This is a genomic window from Pseudomonas vranovensis DSM 16006 (assembly GCF_000425805.1).
Lineage (GTDB): Bacteria > Pseudomonadota > Gammaproteobacteria > Pseudomonadales > Pseudomonadaceae > Aquipseudomonas > Aquipseudomonas vranovensis.
Window position 1 is genome coordinate 84,794 of sequence record NZ_AUED01000003.1, and the last position, 20,459, is coordinate 105,252.

Annotated in this window: 17 protein-coding genes; 14 read left to right on the forward strand and 3 right to left on the reverse strand. The window is 61.1% G+C overall.

Annotation, left to right across the window (positions count from 1 at the left end):
* Positions 1-50: 50 nt before the first annotated feature.
* From ndk to H621_RS0107455, 11 genes are all read left to right on the forward strand, one after another.
* Complete coding sequence (gene ndk, locus H621_RS0107405) at positions 51-476, forward strand: nucleoside-diphosphate kinase (RefSeq protein WP_028942767.1); 426 nt, start codon at positions 51-53, stop codon at positions 474-476.
* 28 nt (positions 477-504) lie between these two features.
* Positions 505-1,650, forward strand: a complete 1,146-nt coding sequence (gene rlmN / locus H621_RS0107410; protein ID WP_028942768.1) for a dual-specificity RNA methyltransferase RlmN — start codon at positions 505-507, stop codon at positions 1,648-1,650.
* Between the two features lie 13 nt (positions 1,651-1,663).
* A complete protein-coding gene (pilW, locus tag H621_RS0107415) occupies positions 1,664-2,422 on the forward strand; it encodes a type IV pilus biogenesis/stability protein PilW (RefSeq protein WP_028942769.1) in 759 nt (252 codons plus the stop codon).
* On the forward strand, positions 2,422-3,441 hold the full coding sequence (locus tag H621_RS0107420) for a RodZ domain-containing protein (protein WP_028942770.1): 1,020 nt from the start codon (positions 2,422-2,424) through the stop codon (positions 3,439-3,441). The genes pilW and H621_RS0107420 overlap by 1 nt, the downstream gene beginning before the upstream one ends.
* A gap of 3 nt (positions 3,442-3,444) precedes the next feature.
* Positions 3,445-4,554, forward strand: coding sequence for a flavodoxin-dependent (E)-4-hydroxy-3-methylbut-2-enyl-diphosphate synthase (gene ispG / locus H621_RS0107425; RefSeq protein ID WP_028942771.1), 1,110 nt, complete (start codon positions 3,445-3,447; stop codon positions 4,552-4,554).
* A gap of 24 nt (positions 4,555-4,578) precedes the next feature.
* On the forward strand, positions 4,579-5,868 hold the full coding sequence (hisS, locus tag H621_RS0107430) for a histidine--tRNA ligase (RefSeq protein WP_028942772.1): 1,290 nt from the start codon (positions 4,579-4,581) through the stop codon (positions 5,866-5,868).
* Positions 5,869-5,907: 39 nt separating this feature from the next.
* Complete coding sequence (locus H621_RS0107435) at positions 5,908-6,549, forward strand: YfgM family protein (RefSeq protein WP_028942773.1); 642 nt, start codon at positions 5,908-5,910, stop codon at positions 6,547-6,549.
* Positions 6,550-7,692 (forward strand): outer membrane protein assembly factor BamB, encoded by a 1,143-nt coding sequence (bamB, locus tag H621_RS0107440; protein WP_028942774.1) that lies wholly within the window; start codon positions 6,550-6,552, stop codon positions 7,690-7,692.
* 116 nt (positions 7,693-7,808) lie between these two features.
* Positions 7,809-9,272 carry a ribosome biogenesis GTPase Der gene (der, locus tag H621_RS0107445; protein WP_028942775.1) on the forward strand — a complete coding sequence of 488 codons (1,464 nt, stop codon included), beginning with the start codon at positions 7,809-7,811 and terminating at the stop codon, positions 9,270-9,272.
* Between the two features lie 199 nt (positions 9,273-9,471).
* Entirely contained in the window at positions 9,472-10,620 is a 1,149-nt protein-coding gene (locus H621_RS0107450; RefSeq protein ID WP_028942776.1) for a pyridoxal phosphate-dependent aminotransferase, read from the forward strand.
* A complete protein-coding gene (locus H621_RS0107455; RefSeq protein ID WP_028942777.1) occupies positions 10,608-11,399 on the forward strand; it encodes an amidohydrolase in 792 nt (263 codons plus the stop codon). Before H621_RS0107450 ends, H621_RS0107455 begins: the two co-directional genes overlap by 13 nt.
* A gap of 61 nt (positions 11,400-11,460) precedes the next feature.
* Here the strand turns inward: H621_RS0107455 and H621_RS0107460 are convergent, their stop codons facing one another.
* Together H621_RS0107460 and H621_RS0107465 are read right to left on the reverse strand one after the other, a co-directional pair.
* On the reverse strand, positions 11,461-14,013 hold the full coding sequence (locus H621_RS0107460; protein ID WP_028942778.1) for a PepSY domain-containing protein: 2,553 nt from the start codon (positions 14,011-14,013) through the stop codon (positions 11,461-11,463).
* A gap of 104 nt (positions 14,014-14,117) precedes the next feature.
* On the reverse strand, positions 14,118-16,394 hold the full coding sequence (locus H621_RS0107465; RefSeq protein ID WP_028942779.1) for a TonB-dependent receptor: 2,277 nt from the start codon (positions 16,392-16,394) through the stop codon (positions 14,118-14,120).
* A gap of 220 nt (positions 16,395-16,614) precedes the next feature.
* Between H621_RS0107465 and H621_RS0107470 the strand changes: the two genes are divergently transcribed.
* The gene (locus H621_RS0107470; RefSeq protein WP_028942780.1) at positions 16,615-17,295 is read left to right on the forward strand and encodes a Fe2+-dependent dioxygenase; all 681 of its coding nucleotides are present in this window, start codon (positions 16,615-16,617) and stop codon (positions 17,293-17,295) included.
* 3 nt (positions 17,296-17,298) lie between these two features.
* Positions 17,299-18,057, forward strand: coding sequence for a tetratricopeptide repeat protein (locus tag H621_RS0107475; RefSeq protein ID WP_028942781.1), 759 nt, complete (start codon positions 17,299-17,301; stop codon positions 18,055-18,057).
* 86 nt (positions 18,058-18,143) lie between these two features.
* Here H621_RS0107475 and H621_RS0107480 read toward each other — a convergent pair whose 3' ends face one another.
* A complete protein-coding gene (locus tag H621_RS0107480) occupies positions 18,144-19,307 on the reverse strand; it encodes a type III PLP-dependent enzyme (protein ID WP_027595561.1) in 1,164 nt (387 codons plus the stop codon).
* A gap of 647 nt (positions 19,308-19,954) precedes the next feature.
* On the opposite strand from H621_RS0107480, the gene H621_RS0107485 reads away from it, so the two are divergent.
* Entirely contained in the window at positions 19,955-20,443 is a 489-nt protein-coding gene (locus H621_RS0107485) for an RNA polymerase sigma factor (RefSeq protein WP_028942782.1), read from the forward strand.
* The last annotated feature ends 16 nt before the right edge of the window (positions 20,444-20,459 follow it).

The following is a 20,459-nucleotide window of genomic DNA, read 5'->3' on the forward strand; positions in this document are numbered from 1 at the left end:
AATTCGCGGGTTTAATTTTTCGCTTCACTCAACGTTTCTGGAGTTACACCATGGCTGTTCAACGTACTTTCTCCATCATCAAGCCTGACGCCGTTGCCAAGAACGTGATCGGCAAGATCACCACTCGCTTCGAAGACGCTGGCCTGCGCATCGTTGCTTCGAAAATCAAGCAACTGTCCAAAGCCGAAGCTGAAGGCTTCTACGCTGAGCACAAAGAGCGCGGTTTCTTCGGTGACCTGGTTGCTTTCATGACCTCCGGTCCAGTTGTTGTTCAGGTTCTGGAAGGCGAAAACGCCATCGCTCTGAACCGTGAGCTGATGGGCGCTACCAACCCTAAAGAAGCTGCTCCAGGCACCATCCGTGCCGACTTCGCCGAGTCGATCGACGCCAACGCCGTTCACGGTTCGGACTCCGAAGCTGCCGCTGCTCGCGAAATCGCTTACTTCTTCGCAGCTACCGAGGTAACCACTCGCTAAGCGAAAGCTTACGGGTGAGGGTGAATCCATGACGACATCGACTGGCAAAACTAACCTGTTGGGGCTGACCCAGCCGGAAATGGAAAAATTCTTCGACTCTATCGGGGAGAAGCGTTTCCGTGCCGGTCAGGTAATGAAATGGATTCACCACTTTGGCGTCGATGATTTCGACGCCATGACCAACGTCGGCAAGGCCTTGCGTGAAAAGCTCAAGGAAGTTGCCGAGGTTCGCGGTCCGGAAGTGGTCAGCGAGGACATCTCCACCGACGGCACCCGTAAATGGGTGGTGCGCGTGGCGTCCGGCAGTTGCGTCGAGACCGTGTACATCCCCCAGGGCAAGCGTGGCACGTTGTGTGTCTCGTCCCAGGCCGGTTGCGCCCTGGACTGCAGTTTCTGCTCCACCGGCAAGCAAGGATTCAACAGCAACCTCACCGCCGCCGAAGTCATCGGCCAGGTGTGGATTGCCAACAAGTCGTTCGGCACTGTGCCTGCCAAGATCGACCGTGCCATCACCAACGTGGTGATGATGGGCATGGGCGAGCCGCTGCTGAACTTCGACAACGTGGTCGCAGCCATGCACCTGATGATGGACGACCTCGGCTATGGCATTTCCAAGCGCCGGGTGACCCTGTCCACTTCCGGCGTGGTGCCGATGATCGAAGAGCTGGCCAAGCACATCGACGTTTCCCTGGCCCTGTCGCTGCACGCGCCGAACGATGCGCTGCGCAACGAACTGGTGCCGATCAACAAGAAGTACCCGCTCAAGGTATTGCTTGCAGCGTGCATGAACTACATGTCGCAGCTGGGCGAAAAGCGCGTACTGACCATCGAGTACACCTTGCTCAAGGACGTCAACGACAAGCTCGAACACGCCGTGGAAATGGCCGAGCTGCTCAAGGACGTTCCGTGCAAGATCAACCTGATCCCGTTCAACCCGTTCCCGCATTCCGGTTACGAGCGTCCGAGCAACAACGCCATCCGCCGTTTCCAGGATCACTTGCATCACGCCGGTTACAACGTGACGGTGCGCACCACCCGTGGTGAAGACATCGACGCGGCGTGCGGCCAACTGGTAGGTCAGGTGATGGACCGCACCCGTCGCAGCGAACGCCTACTCGCCGTGCGTCAGCTGAACGCTGACGGCGATGTGCAAGAAAGCGCTGTACGGAACTGAAGAGAGGACCTCCATGACCTTGCGCGCCGCGCTGTCGATCCTGTCGCTCGCCCTGCTTGCAGGCTGCGTGTCCGGCGGGAGTTCGGACACGCTGGCCAGTCGCGAGGGCAGGGTCCATGCAGGACAGGCCTATGTGCAGCTCGGGCTGGGTTATTTGCAACAAGGTTTGACCGAACAGGCCAAGGGGCCACTGAAAAAAGCGCTTGATCTCAATAGCCAGGATGCCGCCGCCAACGCTGCCCTGGCTTTGGTGTATCAGGCTGAAGATGAGCCAGAACTGGCTGAGACACACTATCGCAAGGCGCTGGTCAGTCGCCCGGACGATACGCGGATCCGTAATAACTACGGCAGTTTCCTTTATGCTCGGGGCCAATACGCGCAGGCGCAGCAGATGTTTGCCCAAGCAGCGGCCGATACGCTGTATCCTGAGCGTTCCCGGGTGTTCGAGAGCCTTGGCCTGACCGCCTTGAGGCTCGGCCAGCGTGATCAGGCGCAGCAACACCTGGTAAAAGCTTTGCGACTCAACCAGCAGCAACCGCATGCGTTGCTCGAAATGGCTGAGTTGTCTTACGAAGACAGGCATTATGTGCCAGCCCGTGACTACTACGATCGTTTCAGCCAGCTGAGCGACCACAGTGCCCGCAGCCTGTTGCTGGGCAGTCGCCTGGCCAACGTCTTCGAAGAACGGAACAAGGCCGCCGATCTGGGCCTGCAATTACAACGACTTTATCCCGGTACGCCGGAATATCAGCAATACCTGTCGGAGCAATGATGAAAGCGGCGCATCCCGAAGTAGCAGCAGCGACTCGCGAGAATCCAGGTGAGACTTTGCGTCAGGCCCGCGAGAGCAGGGACTGGTCGCAGGCCGAAGTGGCCCGCAAACTCAACCTGACCGTGAGTTCCCTGAACAATCTTGAATCCGGCGCCTTCGACAAGCTACCCGGGCACACCTTTGCCCGTGGCTACATCCGCGCTTATGCCAAATTGCTGGACATGGACCAGGCCGCCCTGGTGCTGGCCTTCGACCAGTGTACCGGCACCCACGCCCAGGGCAGCGACGTGCATGCCCTTGGCCGTATCGAAGAACCTGTACGCCTTTCCCATAACATCCTGCGTATTGTCAGCCTATTGATGCTGGTAGTGGTGATCGGTGGCGGCTTCTTCTGGTGGCAGGATCAAAGCAGCCAGCGCAGCAAGGACCTGGTCAACATGGCCCTTGAGCATGTCGAAGTCGAAAGCGCCGACGGTACTACCCAGATCCACCCCCTGGATGAGCCTGAGGATCAGGCTGTCAATGCCGGCCAGGAGCCGGAAACCACTCCGCTGAACCTGGACCAGGCTGCCACGCCGGCCGATCAAGCCGCTCAGGCGCCTGCGCCTGAAGCTGCCGGCAGCCCGGCAGTACCTGTACCCTCTGCTCCGGCTGCCGTGGTTCCTGCACCCGCTCAAGCGCCTGCGCCCGTTCCTGCGACACCGGTAGCGCCTGCAGTGGTTGCCAGCGCTCCCGCCGCAACTCCGGCGCCTGCCGCCGCAGCCCCGGTCGCTGCCGGCAGCGGCCAGGTACACATGCAATTCATCGCCGATTGCTGGACTTCGGTCACCGACGGCAATGGCAAGGTGCTGTTCAGCGCCATCAAGCGCAAGGGCGACAGCCTGCAGCTGAGCGGCAAACCGCCGTTCGCGGTACGCCTGGGCTTTGCCCGGGGCGTGCAGCTCAGCTACAACGGTCAGGCCGTCGACCTTGCGCCGTTCACCAGTGGCGAGACTGCTCGCCTGAAGTTGGGGCAATAAGTCATGCACGGCGAATCTCCGATCAAGCGTCGCGAATCCCGGAAAATCTGGGTTGGAAATGTGCCTGTCGGCGGCGATGCACCCATCGCGGTCCAGAGCATGACCAACACCGACACCAATGACGTCGCCGCTACCGTGGCGCAGATCAACCGCCTGGTCGATGCCGGCGTCGACATCGTGCGCGTCTCGGTGCCGGACATGGACGCCGCCGAAGCCTTCGGCCGCATCAAGCAGCAGGTCAGCGTTCCGCTGGTTGCCGACATCCACTTCGATTACCGCATCGCCTTGCGTGTGGCTGAGCTGGGTGTCGACTGCCTGCGCATCAATCCGGGCAACATCGGTCGTGAAGACCGCGTTCGCGCGGTGGTCGATGCCGCCCGCGACCGTGGCATTCCGATCCGCATCGGCGTCAACGCCGGTTCCCTGGAAAAAGACCTGCAGAAAAAGTATGGCGAGCCGACCCCGGCAGCATTGGTCGAGTCGGCCATGCGCCACGTCGAGCACCTCGATCGCCTGGATTTCCAGGACTTCAAGGTCAGCGTAAAGGCCTCCGACGTGTTCATGGCCGTCGAAGCCTACCGCCTGCTGGCCAAGCAGATCATCCAGCCGCTGCACCTGGGCATCACCGAAGCCGGTGGCCTGCGTTCTGGCACGGTGAAATCCGCGGTCGGCCTCGGTATGCTGCTTGCCGAAGGGATTGGCGATACTATTCGCATCTCCCTGGCGGCAGACCCGGTCGAAGAGGTCAAGGTCGGTTACGACATCCTCAAGTCCCTGCACTTGCGTTCGCGTGGTATCAACTTCATCGCCTGCCCGAGCTGCTCGCGGCAGAACTTCGATGTGGTCAAGACCATGAACGAGCTTGAAGGTCGCCTGGAAGACCTGCTGGTTCCGCTGGACGTGGCCGTGATCGGCTGTGTGGTCAATGGCCCCGGTGAAGCCAAGGAAGCCCATGTGGGGCTGACCGGCGGCACGCCGAACCTGATCTACATCGATGGCAAACCATCGCAGAAGCTGAGCAATGACAACCTGGTCGATGAGCTGGAAAAGCTCATCCGCCAGAAAGCGGCCGAAAAGGCCGAAGCCGACGCGGCCTTGATCGCCCGTGGCTGACACCCAGATTCGTAAGGATTTTTCGTGAGCAAATCGCTGCAAGCCATCCGTGGCATGAATGACATCCTGCCCGAGCAGACGCCGCTGTGGCGCTATTTCGAAAGCACCGTGGCAGGCCTGCTGGATTCCTATGGCTACCGCCAGATCCGCACGCCTATCGTCGAGTTCACCGAACTGTTCAAACGCTCGATTGGTGAAGTCACCGACATCGTCGAAAAAGAGATGTACACCTTTACCGACCGTAACGGCGACTCCCTGACCCTGCGTCCGGAAGGTACCGCGGCCTGTGTGCGCGCCGTGCTCGAACACGGTATCAGTGGCGGCGGCCAGGTGCAGAAGCTCTGGTACATCGGCCAGATGTTCCGCCATGAGCGTCCGCAGAAAGGCCGTTATCGCCAGTTCCACCAGATCGGCCTCGAGGTGTTCAACCTCGACGGTCCGGACATCGACGCCGAGCTGATCGTACTGACCTGGCGCCTGTGGAAACTGCTGGGAATCCGTGATGCGGTCAAGCTCGAACTCAACAGCCTGGGCACCAGCGAAGCCCGGGCCCGCTACCGTGATGCGCTGGTCGAGTTCCTCTCGGCGCGTCTGGACCAGCTGGACGAAGACAGCCAGCGTCGCCTGAAGACCAACCCGCTGCGCATCCTCGATACCAAGGACGCCAATACCCAGGCGGTGCTGGTCGATGCGCCGAAACTCGAAGACTACCTGGACGAAGAGTCCCGTGTTCACTTCGAAGGCCTGAAGGCGCGTCTGGATGCGGCCGGCATTCCATTCGTGATCAATACCAAGCTGGTACGTGGCCTGGACTATTACAGCAAGACCGTATTCGAGTGGGTCACCGACAAGCTTGGCTCCCAGGGCACTGTCTGTGCCGGCGGGCGCTACGATGGCCTGGTCGAGCAAATGGGCGGCAAGCCGACCCCGGGCGTTGGCTTCGCCATGGGTATCGAGCGTCTGATCCTGCTGCTTGAAACCCTGGGGCAGATTCCCGAGTCGATCAACCGCCAGGTCGATGTCTACCTGTGCGCCTTCGGCGAGCAGGCGGAGCTGGCTGGCCTGGCCCTGGCCGAGCGTCTGCGTGATCGCTTGCCGAACCTGCGCCTGCAGGTCAATGCCGGTGGTGGCAGCTTCAAGAGCCAGTTCAAGAAGGCCGACAAGAGCGCAGCTCTGTTCGCCTTGATCCTGGGGGACGACGAACTGGCGCAACAAGTGGTAGGTTTCAAACCCCTGCGTGGCCAGGGCGAACAACAAAACATTACCTGGGATGCTCTGGCAGAGCACCTGGAAGCTTCCCTCGCGCAGGCGTGAAGCGGGTCAACAGCCGATTTGGTGAAAAGGAGTATTGGGGTGTCGAGTACCGATGATGAACAGCTGGCGGCATTCAAGGACTGGTGGCAGCGTAACGGCAAGCCACTGGTAACCGGCGGCCTGCTGGCACTGGTAATAGTGTTTGGCTGGCAAGCCTTCCAGAAGTACCAGGGCAACCAGTCGCAAGGCGCCTCGAACCTCTATCAGGCCCTGCTGGAAACCACCTTGACGCCAAGCGGCGAGCCGGATGCGGCCAAGGTTGCCGAGTTGTCGGGCAAGCTCAAGAACGAGTTTGGCGGCAGCGCTTATGCCCAGTACGGCAGCCTGTTCGTGGCCAAGGTCGCGGTCGAGGCCGGCAAGCTGGACGATGCCGCAGCCGAACTCAAGTCGGTGATGGACAAACCGGCCGATGCCACCCTGGGTGAAATCGCCCGTCAGCGCCTGGCCCGTGTCCTGGCTGCCCAGAACAAGGTCGACGAAGCCCTGAAACTGCTTGAAGGCGACGCTGACAAGGCGTTCCTGGCCAGCCGCGAAGAGCTCAAGGGCGATCTGCTGGTGCAACTGGGTCGTGCTGCCGATGCGCATGCCGCTTACGAAAAAGCCAAGGCCGCGCTGTCTGACGACGCTGCGATCGGTGGCCTGCAACTCAAGCTCGACGACCTGGCCAAAGGGGATGCGTAAGTGATCGGTTGGAAACATGCAGCAGTGCTGACCCTGGCCCTTCTGGCCGTGGGTTGCAGCAGCAACAGCAAAAAGGAATTGCCTCCGGCTGAGCTCACCAGTTTCACCGAAGAGGTGGTCCTGAAGAAGCAGTGGAGCCGCTCGATCGGTGACGGTCAGGGCGAAACCTTCAACATGCTGGTCCCGGCGATCGAGAACGACCGCATCTACGCCGCCGATGTCACTGGCGTGGTAATGGCCCTTGATCGCAATACCGGCGACGTGGTCTGGAAGAAAGAGCTCGAGTTGCCTGTTTCCGGCGCTGTTGGCGTAGGTTATGGCATGGTCATGCTCGGCACCCTCAAGGGTGAAGTCATTGCCCTGGATGCCACCACCGGTGAACAGCGCTGGCGTTCGCGGGTGACCAGTGAAGTACTGGCTCCGCCTGCCACCAACGGTGACGTGGTGGTGGTACAGACCCAGGATGACCGCGTAATTGGCCTGGACGCCAGCACCGGTGACCGTCGCTGGATCTACGAAAGCACCCCGGCAGTACTGACCCTGCGTGGTACTGGTGCGCCGATCGTGACCAATCGCCTGGCCATCGCTGGCCTGTCGACTGGCAAGGTCGTCGCACTGGACACCCAGAACGGCGTGCCCGTGTGGGAACAACGCGTTGCCATCCCGCAAGGTCGCTCGGAGCTTGATCGCGTTGTCGATATCGACGGCGGTCTGTTGCTGTCTGGCGGCACCCTGTATGTAGCCAGCTACCAGGGCCGTGTTGCCGGCCTTGACCTGGAAAGCGGCCGTGTGATGTGGCAGCGTGATGCTTCCAGCTACACCGGTGTGGCCCAGGGCTTTGGCAATGTCTACGTGAGCCTGGCTTCGGGCACCGTGGAAGGCATCGACGAGCGTTCGTCCAGCGCGCTGTGGAGCAACGATTCGCTGGCTCGTCGCCAGCTGTCGGCGCCGGAAGTGTTCTCAAGCTATGTTGCAGTAGGTGACCTGGAAGGCTACCTGCACCTGCTCAGCCAGGTCGACGGTCGCTTCGTCGGTCGTGAGCGTATCGACAGCGATGGCCTGCGCGCCCGTCCGCTGGTGGTGGGTGACACCATCTATGTGTACGGCAACAGCGGCAAGCTCGAGGCGCTGACCATCCGCTGAGGCTATGCTTGAGGCCTTGCAGGCCTCGGGCTGCGGCACTTCGGGTGCCGCCCGAACTCCGGCCGCTGCAGTGCAGCGGCCTTTGTATTTTTTGAATTTATGAAGTGGAGAGCCGCATGGTTCCCGTAATCGCCCTGGTGGGCCGACCGAACGTCGGTAAATCCACCATGTTCAACCGCCTGACCAGGACCCGCGACGCTATCGTCGGCGACCTGTCCGGGCTGACCCGTGACCGTCAGTACGGTGAAGCGCGCTGGCAAGGCCGTTCGTACATCCTGGTCGACACCGGTGGTATTTCCGGTGACGAGCACGGCATGGACGAAAAAATGGCCGAGCAGTCGCTGCTGGCCATCGAAGAAGCCGATGTGGTGCTGTTCCTGGTGGACGCGCGTGCCGGCCTGACTGCCGCTGACCAGATGATTTCCGAGCACTTGCGCAAGCGCAACAAGCGCTCGTTCCTGGTGGCCAACAAGATCGACAACATCGATCCGCAGATGGCCATCGCCGAGTTCTCGCCACTGGGCATGGGCAACGCCATTGGCGTCGCCGGTGCCCAGGGCCGTGGCGTCAACAACCTGCTTGAAGCGGTGTTGAGCGAGTTCCCGCGCGACAAGGAAGAGGAAGAGATCGACACCAACGTCGCCGAAGGCGAAGAAGCGGTGCGTATCCCTGGCCCGAGCGAGAAAGATGGCATCAAGATCGCCATCATCGGCCGCCCGAACGTTGGCAAGTCGACCCTGGTCAACCGCATGCTCGGTGAAGACCGGGTGATCGTCTATGACCAGCCGGGTACTACCCGCGACAGTATCTACATTCCCTTCGAGCGTAACGAAGAGAAGTACACGCTGATCGACACCGCTGGTGTGCGCAAGCGCGGCAAGATCCACGAGGAAGTCGAAAAGTTCTCGGTGGTGAAAACCCTGCAGGCGATCAAGGACGCCAACGTGGTGATCTTCGTCATGGACGCCCGCGAAGGTGTGGTTGACCATGACTTGAACCTGCTTGGCTTTGCCCTGGAAGCCGGTCGCGCCATTGTCATCGCCCTGAACAAGTGGGACGGCATGCAGCCGAGCGAGCGCGACTACGTGAAGACCGAGCTTGAGCGCCGGTTGTTCTTCGTAGACTTCGCCGACATTCACTTCATCTCGGCGCTGCATGGCACTGGCGTGGGCAACCTGTACCAGTCGGTTCAGAACTCGTTCAAGTCGGCGGTTACCCGCTGGCCAACCAGCCGCCTGACGCAGATCCTCGAAGACGCAGTCAGCGAGCACCAGCCACCGATGGTCAACAGCCGCCGGATCAAGCTGCGCTACGCCCACCTGGGCGGGGCGAACCCGCCGATCATCGTGATTCACGGCAACCAGGTCGAGAAGGTACCCAAGTCCTACTCGCGTTACCTGGAAAACACCTATCGCCGAGTGCTCAAGCTGGTCGGTACGCCGATCCGCATCGAGTACAAGGGCAGCGACAACCCGTACGAAGGCAACAAGAACACCTTGACCGACCGCCAGGTCAACAAGAAGCGTCGCTTGATGTCGCACCACAAGAAAGCCGAGAAGAAGCGTAAAGACAAACGCTGACCTGGCTTTCGGGCCTCATTCGCTGGCAAGCCAGCTCCCACAGGTTTGATGTTTACCGACCTGTGGGAGCTGGCTTGCCAGCGATGGGCTGCCGGGAAGGCCTGCGACTGTTACAACCTTTTTCCTGACCACTCAATCCGCTATGCTCGGTCTCTGACCGCGCCGCCTCGAGCCGGAAGATTGCAGGAAAGAGGGCTCCATGATCAGCAGCAAGTTGCCGAACGTCGGCACGACCATCTTTACCACCATGTCCCAGCTCGCCGCGCAAACCGGCGCCTTGAACCTGTCCCAGGGTTTTCCCGATTTCAACGGCCCCCAGGCCCTGCTCGATGCGGCAGGCCGGGCGATCAGTGCCGGCCACAATCAATATTGCCCGATGACCGGCTTGCCTGCCCTGCGCCAGCAGGTGGCGACCAAGATCGCCCGCAGCTATGGCGTGAGTGTCGATGCCGACCATGAAATCACTATCACCCCCGGTGCTACCGAAGCGATCTTCTGTGCCATCCATGCAGTCATTCGCGCCGGTGACGAAGTCATTGTTTTCGACCCCAGCTACGACAGCTACGAGCCATCGGTTGAACTGGCCGGTGGCCGCTGCATCCATGTGCAGCTCAGCGACGGTGACTTCAAGATCGATTGGCAGAAGCTCACCGACGCCCTGAGCCTGCGCACGCGGATGATCATCCTCAACTCGCCGCACAACCCCAGCGGTGCGCTGATCAGCCGGGACGACCTGGAAAAGCTGGCGCTGTTGATCTCCGATCGGGATATCTACCTGATCAGCGACGAGGTGTACGAGCACTTGGTGTTCGACGGCGTGCAGCACGCCAGCGTGCTGGCCATCGAGGCGCTGTACCAACGTGCCTTTGTAGTGAGTTCGTTCGGCAAGACCTATCACGTTACCGGCTGGAAGACTGGCTATGTGGTAGCGCCGCCAGCCCTGAGCGCCGAGCTGCGCAAGGTCCACCAGTACGTCAACTTCTGTGGCGTGACCCCGTTGCAATGGGCGTTGGCCGACTTCATGGCCGCGCACCCAGAGCATGTCGAGGAGTTGCCGGCGTTCTACCAGGCCAAGCGCGATCTGTTCTGCGACTTGCTGGAGCCTTCGCGCTTCACCTTCACCCGTACCGCCGGAACCTATTTTCAGCTGGTCGACTATTCAGCCATTCGCCCGGACCTGAACGACGTCGAGATGTCGCTGTGGCTGACCCGTGAACACGGTGTCGCCACTATCCCGGTGTCGGTGTTCTACCAGCAACCCATCCCCGAGCAGCGCCTTGTGCGCCTGTGTTTTGCAAAACGCGAGGAGACGCTGCGTCAGGCAGCGGAGAAGCTATGCGCGATCTGAGTGAACTGCCCAACCTGAAAGTGGCCCTGGTGCAGACAACCCTGGCGTGGCAGGACCGCCTGGCCAACTACGAACATTTCGAGAGTTTGCTGGAGCAGGCTCGTGGTGCCGACCTGATCATCCTGCCGGAGATGTTCACCACCGGATTTTCCATGGATTCAGAGGCGCTGGCCGAACCGGAAAACGGTCCGACCTACAAATGGCTCAAGAGCCAGGCCAAGAAGCTCGATGCGGTGGTCACCGGCAGCGTGATCATCCAGGCCGCCGACGGCAGCCATCGCAACCGCCTGCTGTGGGCGCGTCCTGACGGCGAGATCCTGTTCTACGACAAGCGGCACCTGTTCCGCATGGCCGGCGAGCACAAGCATTACACCCCGGGCGAGCGCCAGGTGCAGTTTGAAATCAAGGGCTGGCGGGTGCGTCCGCTGATCTGTTACGACCTGCGCTTCCCGGTGTGGAGCCGTGATGCCCAAGACACCGACTTGCTGCTGTATACCGCCAACTGGCCTGCAGCCCGTCGCCAGCACTGGAATCGTCTGCTGCCGGCGCGCGGTATCGAAAACCTGTGTTATGTGGCGGCGGTAAACCGGGTGGGCACGGACGGCAAGGGCTTTGCCTATACCGGCGACAGCCAGGTGCTGGATTTCCAGGGGGAGAGCCTGCTCAGTGCAGGGGAAGCGGATGGGGTGTTCACGGCCGTGCTGAGCGCCGCTGACCTGGCTGCGTACCGCACGCGGTTCCCGGCCAACCTGGATGCTGATACTTTCGATCTGCATTGAGCGTTTCGCGGGGCAAGCCCGCTCCTACACACCGTAGGAGCGGGCTTGCCCCGCGAAGGCTTCAATACACATCCCGCCGATATCGCCCACGCTCGATCAAACGTTCCACTTCCACGGCCCCGAGTACTTCGTTCAGCACCTCGTCCACCCCACTGGCCATGCCCTGCAGGCTGCCGCAGATGTAGATCGAGGCACCCTCATCGAGCCAGCGGCGCAAGTCGCTGGCCTGCTCACGCAAGCGGTCCTGAACATACACCTTGTGCGCCTGATCCCGTGAGAACGCCAGGTCCAGTTGGGCCAGATCACCACTGCGCAACCAACGCCCCAGCTCGTTGCCACACAAGTAGTCGTGGGCCTGGTTGCGCTCACCAAACAGCAGCCAGTTGCGTTGCTCGCTCGCCGTAATCCGACCCTTGAGCAGGCTGCGCAACCCGGCAATACCGGTGCCATTGCCAATCAGGATCATCGGCGTTGTCGGCGCCGGCAGGTGGAAGCCACTGTTGCGACGCAGGCGCAGGCTGACGCTGTTGCCCAGCGCCAGATGCTCGGTCAGCCAACCGGAGCCAAGCCCCAGGCTGCCATCGGGATGACATTCCTGGCGCACGATCAGCTCCAGCACGCCATCGCTGGCGATGGAGGCAATCGAGTATTCCCGTGCCGCCAGTGGAATCAGCGCATCAACCAGCGCCTGGGCATGCAGGCCGACCAGGTGCCCGCGGTTTTTGGGCAACTGACGGCTGCCCAGTGCCTGAACCAGCGTTTCCTGCAGCCCTTCGACCTCGACCGGCGCGTTGCCGTCCAGGCCCAGCCCGCGCAGGAACAGGTCCAGGCTGTCAGGGCTGTTGCGTGGCAGGATCTCTACCAGGTCACCCGCATCCCAGCGCTCTGGCTGCTCGGGCTTGAGCCCCAGCAGGTACACAGCCGAGCCTTGGCTGCCCGGGTTCATCAGCGCGCGGCTCACCAGGGTCCAGTTGGCAAACTCCGGGGCTTTCCACGTGGCTGGCGGCTTGCTGCCAGTCAGTTGGGCCAGGTGCTGTTGCCATTGCTGCAGGGCGGCCGGGTCGGCGCTGTCGACTTCCACCGAGGCGAAGGCGCTGGTGGCGCCACGTTCGGCAAGCCAGGCCTGCAAGCGGCGGGCGAAGCCGCAGAAGTGCGGGTACTGGCGATCGCCCAGGGCGAGCAGGGCGTAGTTGAGGTTGTCCAGGGCCCAGGGCTGCCCGAGCACCTTGCGCTCGAAGCCGCGGGCGCTGTCCGGCGCTTCGCCGTCACCGAAGGTGCTGACCACGAACACCGCGCGTTCAGCCCGGTTGAGGTCGTTTTCAGTCAGCTCGGCCAACGGCCGCACCTGCACCGGCAAGCCGGCCGCCTGCAATTGGCCGGCGCTTTGCCAGGCCAGTTGTTCGGCAAAGCCACTTTGGCTGGCGAAGCCAACCAGCCAGCCTTTATCCGAGCCATTCGAGGCGACCAGGCCGCTGCGCGCAGCCCGCACCTGGCGTTTCTTGCGCCGACGGTCGAGGTACAACAGCCAGCCGGTGAAGAAGAACAGCGGCATGGTCAGGCTGGCAATGGTGACAATGATTCGGCCGGTCAGGCCGAAGTAACTGCCGACGTGCAGGGCGTAGACGCTGGCCAGCAATTGAGCCTTGAACGACTTGTCGGTGTAGCGATCATGCTTGCTCACCTGGCCGTTGGCAGGGTCAAGGGTCAGGGTGTTGAAGGCACGTTCATGCTCGGCACTGTCGAGCAGGTAGAACAGCGTTGCTGGTTGCCCACCGGCTGGCGGCAGGCGCAGGTTGTAGGTCACAAGGCCCGGCCCTGCAGCGGCTTGCAGGCTGGTCCAGATCGCGTCGTAGTCGACCACCAGCGGCTTGGCATCCTTGGCCGGTGCGCCGCCAGGGCGTCCGCGGCCTTCGCCACGCTTGTGCTGCTGTCCTGCGGCAGGTTGATCGGCCAGCAGTTTGTTCAGGCCCTCGCGGTACCACTCGTACGACCAGAACAGGCCGGTGAGGGCGAACAATAGATAGAACAGCAGGCACCAGGTACCGGCCACCGCATGCAGGTCCCAGTTGAACGCGCGCCCTTTCTTGGCCCAGTCCAGGGTCAGCCAGGTACGCCAGTTCAGCGCCTTGCGCGGCCAGCGAAGGTACAGGCCCGAGAGGCAGAAGAAAATCAGCATCAGCGTACAGGCGCCAGTGATCTGCCGACCGGTGTCGCCCATGGCCAGGAAACGGTGCAGTCGCAGCATCAGGTCGAAGAAACCCTGGCCCGCGACATCGCCTTGCAGCTTGCCTGTGTAAGGGTCGGCGTAGCGCATCAGGCCACGACGTTCGCCGGGCGGTGGGGTAAAGAACACCCGCGCAGCGTTGTCGTTGCGCACATCGACCCAGAGCATGGCGACTTTGTCCCCTTGCTCGTTCTCGATCCTGCGCACCAGCTCTGCCGGCGGCAGTACGCCTTCCTGGCGTACTTCGACCTTGAGTACATCCGGATTGACCAGGCGCAGCAGTTCGTCCTGAAACGACCAGATGGCCCCGGTAATGCCCATCAGGGCCAGCACCAGGCCTGCCGTGATCCCGAAGAACCAGTGCAGTTGGAACAGGGATTTTTTCACCACATCAATCACCTTGTCTTGTCGCAAATGCGAATGCGACGCGCATTATGCCTTGATATACGAAAGCCCCGATCACCTAAGTGAACGGGGCTTGCCGATCAGCGTGCTTAGAAGTGAACGCTGGTGGTCAGCAGGGCAGTGCGCCCGGCAGCCTGGTTGGCAAAGTGCGCGCCGTAGGCCTTGTCGTAGTAGGTTTCGTCGGTCAGGTTCTGCACGTTGAGCTGCAGGTCGACGTTTTTGGTCAGCTTGTAGCTGGCCATGGCGTCGTAGCGTACATAGGACGGTACGTAGACCGTGTTGTTCAGGTCACCCCAGACATCGTCGACATAGAAGGCGCCGCCTCCCAGGGTGAGCTTGTCGGTCACGTTGTAGGTCGACCACAGGGTGAAGCTGTTCTTCGGTGTGTTCGGCAACTCATTTCCTTTGGCCGGATTCGGGCCGCCGGTCAGCTGGGCGTTGCGGTTACCCGCTTCACCCGGGTCAACGGCTTCGCTCTTGAGGTAGCTGTAGCCTGCAAACACTTGCCACTTGTCAGTCAGTTTGCCGCTGGCACCCAGTTCGATACCGTCCACTCGTGTGGTTCCTGAGTTCTCATAGGTGTTGTTGGCAACCAGGACGCGGGTGTTCTCTTTCTCAGTGCGGAAGATCGCCGCGGTCAACGACAGGCGCTCGTGGAACAGGTCCCATTTGGTGCCCAGTTCGTAGTTCTTGGTGGTTTCCGGCTCCAGGTCGCTGACCAGAGTGCTGTTGCCTGGCGTGTTCGGGTTGCTGTCGACGCCATCAGTCACGCCACCGGGTGGGGTTGCCGATGTGGCGAAGGAGGCATAGATACTGCCGTTGTCGGCCGGTTTCCAGACCAGGCCAGCCTGCCAGCTCCAGAAGTGCGAGTTGTTGCTGGCTTCGCCTGTGGTGGAGCTATCGGCCTCAGTCTTGAACGAGTCATAACGGGTGCCCAGGTTCAGCAGCCACTGCGGGTCGAGTTCGATCGTGTCAAAGACATAGGCTGCCCGGGTGGTGGACTCGGTGTCGGTCACGCTGGCGTAGTTGCGCGCCACCGAACCGGTCCACGGATCGTTCGGGTTCGGATTGGACAGCGAGGTGCACGTCGGTGCGGTGCCAGGGTTGCAGGTCAGCTTGCTGTTCGGCGTGACGGTGTAGCCGCTCACCATTGTGTCTTCACGGCTGTATTCAACACCAGTCGAGTAGCTGTGTTTGAAACCCAGTGCCTGGAACTCTCCAAACAGATCGGTCTGGTTGGTGGTGGTGGAGGTGTTGCTGATACGGGAGTTGGCACGGCGCCAAACGGTACCGAACTGGCTGACGTTGTGGGCGCTGTCGTCAGGTTGGGTCAGGACGTAGTCCTGGCTGGTGCTGCCGTGGCGGAGGGTGTTCTTGATGGTCATCGAGTCATTGAGGTCATGCTCGATGGAGAAGGTGCTGATATCCGCACGGGTCTTGCGGAAGTCGCGATCCTTCAGGCCATAGAAATTGCTGCTGTCGCCGCCGTCGGTCGGCTTGTCGTGATCGTGGGCAGCGTTGGCGCCTGGCAGCTTGTAGCCATATGGAATGCCCGAATCCGGCAAGTCGTTACTTTCCATGTGGTAGTAGTTCAGGTTGACCCGGGTTGGCGTTCCCAAGCCGAAGGTCAACGAGGGGGCAACACCCCAACGGTCGTAGTTGATCGCATCACGACCGGCAACGTTCTGCTCATGACTCATCAGGTTCAGGCGGAACGCGGCGCTGTCGAGGAACTGGCGGTTGACATCCAGGGTGTAGCGACGGGTCTGGTCGGAGCCATAGGTAAAGCCGCCGTTGAGAAAGTCGCCTTGTTTCGGCGCTTTGCTCACGAGGTTGAGGCTACCGCCTGCCGCACCACGACCACCCATTGCGGAGTTTGGCCCTTTACTGACTTCGATGGACTCTACGGCGAAGATTTCGCGGGTTTGTGCGCCGGTGTCGCGTACGCCATCGAGGAAGGTATCGCCTTGGGCATCGAAGCCACGAATGAACGGACGGTCACCTTGAGGGTTGCCGCCTTCGCCTGCGCCGAACGTGACGCCAGGGACAGTACGCAGGGCGTCCTGCAACGAAACAGCGCCGGTGTCCTTGAGCACTTGCTGCGGGATGACGGTGATCGAGCGAGGGGTGTCTACCAGTGGCGCGGTGTACTTCTGTGACGACGCGCGTTCAACCTTGTAGTCGGTGCTCTCTTGCGCTTCACCGGTAACGCTGGTTGCGTCCAGGGCGATGGCGCCGTTCTTGGCGGGCGCTTCTTCGGCGGCGTAGGCCATGTGGGCGGCCGAAGTGGCGGTGAGTGCCACGCCAATGGCGGAGGCGAGCAAGCGTGGTGAACTGACAGCGGTTGGCACATAGTGACGCGGCATTGGTAGTCCCCTTCCCCAGGAAATTCAGGCCGCGAAATATAATGTAAACAAATATGAGTAACAATTGAGAAGCATTGCCAATTGCGCCGGATTTACAATCTTTACAATTTGTATCTAACTGTTTCTACGTGCTGAAACGTCCCCGCTGCCGAAAGGGCTTGTAGTCAGTCAATGGGAATCAATATCATTGACGTCTTTTCCGCCTTCAGGTGCCTGCGCCATGCTGCTACATATTTCCGGGTTGTTTACTACCGAGGAAGTCACGCGTATCCGCGAGGCGCTGGAGCAGACCGAATGGGCAGACGGTAAGATCACCGCCGGCTACCAGTCGGCCAAGGCCAAGCACAACCTGCAATTGCCCGAAGGCCACCCGCTGGCCAAGGAAGTCGGCACCGCCCTGATCGAGCGCCTGTGGCAGCACCCGCAGTTCATGTCGGCGGCGCTGCCGCACAAGGTCTTCCCGCCGTTGATCAATTGCTACCGAGAAGGCGGCAACTTCGGCTTTCACATCGACAATGCGCTGCGCCAGCCTCGGGGCAGCCACGAGCGGGTGCGCACCGACTTGTCGTCGACGCTGTTCTTGAGCAACCCCGAGGACTATGACGGCGGCGAACTGGTTATCCAGGACACCTACGGCGTGCAGCAGGTCAAACTGGCGGCAGGCGATCTGGTGCTGTACCCGGGCACCAGCCTGCACAAGGTCAACCCCGTCACCCGTGGCGAGCGCTATGCCGCGTTCTTCTGGACCCAGAGCCTGGTGCGCGAGGACAGCCAGCGTGCCCTGCTGTTCGAAATGGACAATGCCATCCAGCAGCTCGGCACTGACATGCCCGATCATCCGGCGTTGATCCAGCTCACCGGCACCTACCACAACCTGTTGCGTCGCTGGGTCGAGGTCTGAGTCATGCCGTTCGAGTTGCGCAACCGCCAGGAACTGGACAGCGACCAATTCGCCCAGATGCTCGAGCACAGCCCCGCCAAGGCGGCGCAGGCCTTGCTGGCGGCAGCCGGGCAGGGGATCGTTGAAGCCCAGGTGTTGCTGGGGCAGATCCTGCTGGACGGACGCGGTATCGAAAAAGACCCGGCCCTGGCGCGGCGCTGGTTCGCCATCGCGGCCAATGGCGGCAGTGCCATGGCCACCAACATGCTGGGGCGCTGCCTTGAGCATGGCTGGGGCGGAGGCGTCGACCAGGCCGAGGCTGCGCGTCATTATCGTCAGGCGGCCCAGGCTGGTCTGGATTGGGGCCTGTACAACTACGCCAACCTGCTGGCGACCGGGCGCGGGGTGGCCAGGGACAACCTGGCAGCGCTGGCCTGTTATCGGCAGGCGGCCGAACTGGGGCATGCCAAGTCAATGAACCTGCTGGGGCGTTATCTGGAAGAAGGCCAGCATTGCCCGCTCGATGTGGCGGGTGCGCAGCGCTGGTACCAGCGTTCGGCCGAAGCCGGGGATTTTCGCGGGCAGTTCAGTCACGCCGGCGTGCTGGCCGCACAAGGGCGAACGCACGACGCGCTGGCATGGCTGCAGCGGGCACTGGCAGCCGGCAACGTGAATTTCCTGAGGGTGGCGGGCCCGGCGCTGGAGCAGGCCGGAGAGCCCGAGATCCGTGCCCTGGCAGTGGACTACCGGGCGCGGCTGGCGCGGCTCGAAGCGCTCGCCTGAATGCAAGAGGGGCCAACGGTTACCTGAAACCTTCTTCAGGTAACCGTTGGCCCCGCGTCGGGCTGCAAGGCAGCCCGGTACAGCCCTTACAGGTAGTAGGCTTTCAGCGGCGGGAAGCCATTGAATTCCACGGCGCTGTAGCTGGTGGTATAGGCACCGGTCGACAGCCAGTACAGGCGGTCACCGATGGCCAGGTTCAGCGGCAGGCCGTATTTGTAGTGCTCGTACATGATGTCGGCGCTGTCGCAGGTCGGGCCTGCAATCACCACTTCCTCCATCTCGCCTTTCTTCTCGGTCCAGATCGGGAACTTGATCGATTCGTCCATGGTTTCGATCAGGCCCGAGAACTTGCCCACGTCGGTGTAGACCCAGCGCTCGACAGCGGTGCGCGACTTGCGCGCCACCAGCACCACTTCACTGACCAGGATGCCGGCGTTGGCGATCAGCGAGCGGCCCGGCTCAAGGATGATTTCCGGCAGGTCGTCACCGAAGTCTTCCTTGAGGAAGCGGATGATTTCTTCAGCGTAGGTTTCCAGGCTGTTGGTGCGGGTGATGTAGTTGGCCGGGAAGCCCCCACCCATGTTGATCAGCTTGAGTTCGATGCCGTCTTCTTCTTTCAGGCGCTCGAAGATCACCTTGACCTTGGCGATGGCTGCGTCCCAGACGCTGATATCGCGCTGCTGGGAGCCAACGTGGAAGGAAATGCCGTAAGGCACCAGGCCCAGGTCACGGGCCAGGATCAGCAGGTCCATGGCCATGTCGGTCTGGCAGCCGAACTTGCGCGACAGTGGCCAGTCGGCAGTGGTCGAGCCTTCGGTGAGGATACGCACGTAGACTTTCGAACCCGGTGCGGCCTTGGCAATGTTGCGCAGGTCGGCTTCGGAGTCGGTGGCATACAGGCGCACGCCCTTCTCGTAGAAGTAGCGGATGTCCTTGGATTTCTTGATGGTGTTGCCGTAGCTGATGCGGTCGGCGCTCACACCACGGTCCATGACCTTGTCCAGTTCGTAGATCGAGGCGATGTCGAAGCTCGAGCCCTTTTCCTTGAGCAGGTCGATGATCTCCACGGCAGGGTTGGCCTTGACCGCGTAGTAGACCTTGGCGAATTCAAAACCCGCGCGCAGGTCGTCGTAGGCCTGGCTGATCATCTGGGTGTCGATGAGTACGAACGGGGTTTCTTGCTTGTCGGCGAAGGCTTTCATTTTTTGAAAGGTATCGCGCGCGAAGTAGTCTTCGACCTGAATCGACATGCTTAGGGACTCCATGGGCAAACTGAAAAAATAAGTGGCTGCAACTGAACGCCCTCCGTATCCCCACTTTGGTTCGCCTACTTCCCAAGGCATGTCGCCGAAAGCAAAAAGGTCAACCGTGCCTGTTGAAGCGAGCTACGGGTGACCTTGCTGTCTCGTCGTCAGTACTTGAGCCGGATGGATCGTTTCCAGCATGGACGTTCGGCGCGAACTTTAGGACCTGAGGGGCTCAAGATCAACAAAAAATGTCGCGATTTTGCACACGTCTGTCGCCGCGTTTCGGCCAGTCACTTTGCTACCGACCCAGGTAAACAGTAGATGTTCAATTTGATGACAAAAGCGTTAAAAATACCCGTATGCGCGGGGATTTTGTGGTTAGTCTGCTCACGGGTCCATGAGCCACATGATCGACGAAGTTAGCCGCCAAAGGGCCTCGGAAAAACGCATTTTGGCACCTGTCTGCTTGATGTCGAAAATCCCCGGCCGTTCATATTTTTTTTCGGCCTGACAGCTGCAACGAGATGCGCCAGCCTCACTCATTTTTACGCGTTCACACTTCGTCGGCGGTCAAGATCTTCGATTGCTGCGCTTAATAAGAAACATTACTATTCGCGCCTTCCCCCATTGCCTGGCGTAACTCCCGCATCGTGTCGCGACACAAAGGCTTTCTCGACCACTACCATGAACTGATCGGCACCTGGACGCGCAAGTTGCGCAATCGCCAGCAAGCCGAGGATCTGGCTCATGATGCCTTTGTCCGGGTGCTGGAAAATGACCAGGCCGGGGTCGAGCAGCCGCGCGCCTACCTGCACCAGACAGCGCGCAACATTGCCGTCGATGGCTACCGCCGTGAAGACCGGCGCCAGGCCCTGGAGCAGGACACCTTCGCGCCTGGCGCCGACGCCCATGGCGACCCGGAGGCCTATATGCATGCCATTGAGCTGGCCGACAGCGTGGAGCGCGCCCTGGCGCAACTGCCGCTCAATTGCCGTCGGGTGTTCGTCTGGCAGAAGCTCGAAGGCCTGACCCAGGCGGAGATCGCCGACCGCATGGGCTTGACCAAGAACATGGTCGAAAAGTATATGATCCGCACGCTCCGGCATCTGCGTGAGCACCTGGATGTGTCAACGAGATGAATCAGGCGAATGTTTT